The organism is Xanthobacter sp. BG11Y11_SDJG, from assembly GCF_057364445.1.
Map to the genome: position 1 here is coordinate 1 of NZ_JBNFNU010000421.1, position 3,542 is coordinate 3,542.

Genomic DNA, 3,542 nt, shown 5'->3' on the forward strand with positions numbered 1-3,542 from the left:
TGCGGCCAGCGCCCGGCGAGCAGGCCCAGCACGTGGAGCAGGGTCGCGCGGGTGGCGATGGCGGCGCGCACGCGCGTCCCCTGCGCCGCCTTGAAGCGCCGCTCCGCCTCGGCGAACCAGGGCCGGTCGGCATACACCTGCCGGGCGAAGTCCGGCATGAAGAAGACGTGGAAATGGGTGATGTGGTCGGCGACGTTCTCGGCGGCGAGGATGAGGTTGGTGGCGATCCGCCCGTTCGGCGTCGGCGCGATCCCCTCCAGCCCGGCGAGCGCCAGCGCCGCCGCGTGCGACTGCGACACCGAGCAGATGCCGCAGATGCGCGGGGCGATCACCAGCGCGTCGCGCGGGTCGCGCCCCTCCAGGATGCGCTCGAAGCCGCGGAACAAGGGCGAGGCGACGAAGGCCGCGCCCACCCGCCCGTCCGCGATCTCGAGGCGCACCTCCAGGTCGCCTTCCACGCGGTTGAAGGGGCCGACCACCAGGCGCCGTGCCTCCGCGCTCATCGCCGCTTGATGTCCTTGACGGCGGGCGGGGTCAGCACGTGGTCGGCGGTGGCGTTGCGGCGCAGGCGCTCGGGGGTCGCGGCCTTGGCCAGCGAGGAGAGCGCGATGAACCAGGCTTTCGGCATGTCGGTGGGCAGGCCCACCGGGATGCCGCCGATCTTCGGCGTCTCCAGGAAGGCGTGGCCCGGCTCCTCGAACTCGGGCGCGGTGCAGTTGATGCAGGAATAGCCGCCGCGGGTGCAGGAGCCCTCGCCGTTCCACAGCCGCGTGTTGCAGTCCGCATGGGCCTGGGTGCCGAGGCAGCCGAGATGCTCCATCATGCAGCCGAGGTCGGAGAGCTTTTCCGCGCTCGCCTTGTATTCGTAGTATTCGTTGCGCGGGCAGCCGTGGTGCACGAGATGGTCGGCGTAGAAGCGCGGCCGGCCGTAGACGTCGAGGTCGGCTTCGCCCAGCAGCCCGGCGGCGAGCAGCATCAGCGTCTCGGTGATCCAGTTGGGATGGGTCGGGCAGCCGGCGACATTGATGACCGGCAGGCCGGAGCGGGCGCGGAACCCCTCGCCCAGCGCGCCGCCGCGCCGGCGCCCGTCGAACTGGAGGCCGCAGGCGTCGGTGGGGTTCACGCCCGCCGCCGTCACCCCGCCATAGGCCGCACAGCTGCCCACCGCCACCACATGGCGCGCGGCGCCGGCGAGCCGCCGCACCCAGTCGATGGTGGGGATGCCGGTGCCGGCCAGCACGTGGAAGCGCCCGGTGCCGTTCGGCCCGCGCAGCAGAGCGCCCTCCACACACAAAGCGTCGAGCGCGATCTCGCCCGCCAGCACCGCCTCGAACAATGCGGTCGCCTCGGTGCCCGTCTCCTCGGACAATGTGGGGTGCCAGAGGAAGCGGATGTTGGCGCTGTCGAGCGTCGCGGAAAGGTCCGGCGCCTCGGCGCAGAGCAGCGACATGGTGCAGCCGCCGCAGCCGCCCGATTGCAGCCAGAGCACGGTGAAGGGGGCGGGCCGGCTCATAAGCGCGTCTCGGGCGCCGGCAGGGTCAGCGTCATCACCGCCCCGCCCGCGGGATGGTTGTCCGCGTCGAGCGCGCCCTGGTGCTCGGCGACGATGCGGTAGCAGATGGAGAGGCCGAGCCCCGTGCCCTTGCCCACCGGCTTGGTGGTGAAGAAGGGATCGAAGATGCGGCCGACCACCTCGTCGGCGATGCCGGGGCCGGTGTCGCGCACGCGGACGCGCGCCGTGCCGCCGGCCATGGCGCCGGTGATCTCCAGCCGCGCGTCGGGGCGGCCCTCCATGGCGTCGACGGCATTCTGAACCAGGTTCATCATCACCTGGTGGATGTGGCCGGGATGGCCGATGGCCTCGAAAGGCTCCGGCAGGTCCATGGCGATGGCGAGGTCCGGCATCTGCGACTTCGCCACCCAGTCCACCGCCGCGCGCACCACGGCGGCAAGGTCGAACACGCTCGGCGCCTCGCGCCGGTCGGAGGAGAAGCGGCGCAGGTCGGCGACGATGTCGCGCACCCGCTCGGCGCCCTCCAGCATGCCGGCGAGGGTGGGGGCGAGGTCGGCGCGGGCGCGGTCGATGCGCAGGTCCTCCCGCGCCGCCTGGAGCGCGGCGGCGGAGGCCCCGTCATGCACTTGGTCCAGATACGCCAGCAGCCGGTCCGAATAGCGCTTCAAGGCGTGGGCGTTGCCGTAGACGAAGGAGATGGGGTTGTTCAGCTCGTGCGCGACGCCCGCCACCAGGCGGCCGAGCGAGGCCATCTTCTCCGCATGCACCAGCTGCTGCTGGGTGTGCTTGAGGTGCTCGTGGGCGGCGGCAAGGTCCGAATAGGCGCGGCGCAGTTCGCCGAGCGGCCGGCCCACCAGCACGATGCCCACCGCGCGCCCGCGCGGATCGAAGCGCAGCGCGCCGTTCACCGCCACCTGCTCGGGGCCGTCCGGGGTCGCGAAGATGAACTCGCTGTCGACGATGCGGCGCCGGCTCGCCATGGTGGCGAGCACGTCCTGGGCGGTGGCGCGGGAGGCGGGGTCGATCAGGTCGGCGAGCGGCCGGCCGATCAGCGCCTCGGCCTTGAGCCCGAAGGCCCGCTCGGCGGCGCGGTTCACCTGCTCCACCCGGCCCGAGAGGTCGCAGGCGATGAGCAGATCGGTCATGGCGCCGAGCAGGCCGGCGATGAAGCCCTGGGCCTCCTCCAGCGCCGCATTCTTGGTCTCCAGCTCCACCTGCTGGCTGACGAGCTCGGCGTAGGTCTCGTCCATCTTGCGGATGACGGCGATCCACGCCTGGTCCGCCTCGGCGCCCGGAGCGAGCAGCACGGCTTCGCCGCCGTGCGCCGGGAGGCCGGCGCGCGGGCTGTCCTTCAGCAGGTCCTCGCCCTGGGAGGCGGGCATGGCGGTTCCCACGGCCGTTGCGGGGCGCTCATGCTATGCGAGCGGCGGGATGGCGTCCAATGGGGCCGGCGGCTCCTACTGGAGCATGCGCTCGAAATTGATGACGAACAGCTTCGGGTCCGGACGGCCGTTGGGCTTCAGGTTGGCGATCGACACCTGGGTGTCGTAGCCCTGCGGATCGGTGACGATCCACTGCTTCAGCGTGTAGTCCTTGGCGTCGAACAGGATCAGCAGGCGGTAGGTGCCGATCATGGGCACCTTCTCCTCGATCGCCACCGAGACGAAATGGTCGTCCTGGTAGACGCCGGTCACGTGCGGGTCGTTGGCGAGGTCGATGCGCTCGGCGAGCAGGAAGCGCAGCGGCGTCTGGTCGAGCGGCGTGATGTCCTGGGTGTTGAGGGTGCGGTCGCGCACCGCCACCGACTGGCCGTTGGCGATCAGCTGGATCGGGCTCGGCGCGTCATACTCGAAGCGCACCCGGCCCGGCTTCTGCATGTAGAAGTCGCCGGTGCGGCGGCTGCCGTCCGGGTCCACCTGGGTGAAGGTGCCGGTCAGCGACTGGATGGAATTGTAATAGGCGTTCACCCGATCCACCGTGGCGCGCTGGGCGCGGCCGTCCGGCGCCGAGCGGGCGGCAGGGGGCGGGG

The 3,542-nt window shown here is 71.7% G+C and carries 4 protein-coding genes; all 4 read right to left on the reverse strand.

What is annotated here, in order from left to right:
- Window positions 1-503 (reverse strand): nickel-dependent hydrogenase large subunit (locus AC2W7M_RS22085; protein ID WP_486134942.1); only part of this gene is annotated, 503 nt, incomplete at its 3' end.
- Window positions 500-1,513, reverse strand: coding sequence for an NADH-quinone oxidoreductase subunit B family protein (locus AC2W7M_RS22090; protein ID WP_486134944.1), 1,014 nt, complete (start codon window positions 1,511-1,513; stop codon window positions 500-502). The genes AC2W7M_RS22090 and AC2W7M_RS22085, both read right to left, overlap by 4 nt.
- Entirely contained in the window at window positions 1,510-2,895 is a 1,386-nt protein-coding gene (locus AC2W7M_RS22095; protein WP_486134946.1) for a sensor histidine kinase, read from the reverse strand. The genes AC2W7M_RS22090 and AC2W7M_RS22095 overlap by 4 nt, the downstream gene beginning before the upstream one ends.
- Before the next feature lie 75 nt (window positions 2,896-2,970).
- The coding region (locus tag AC2W7M_RS22100) for a LolA family protein (protein WP_486134947.1) at window positions 2,971-3,542 on the reverse strand (572 nt) is incomplete at its 5' end.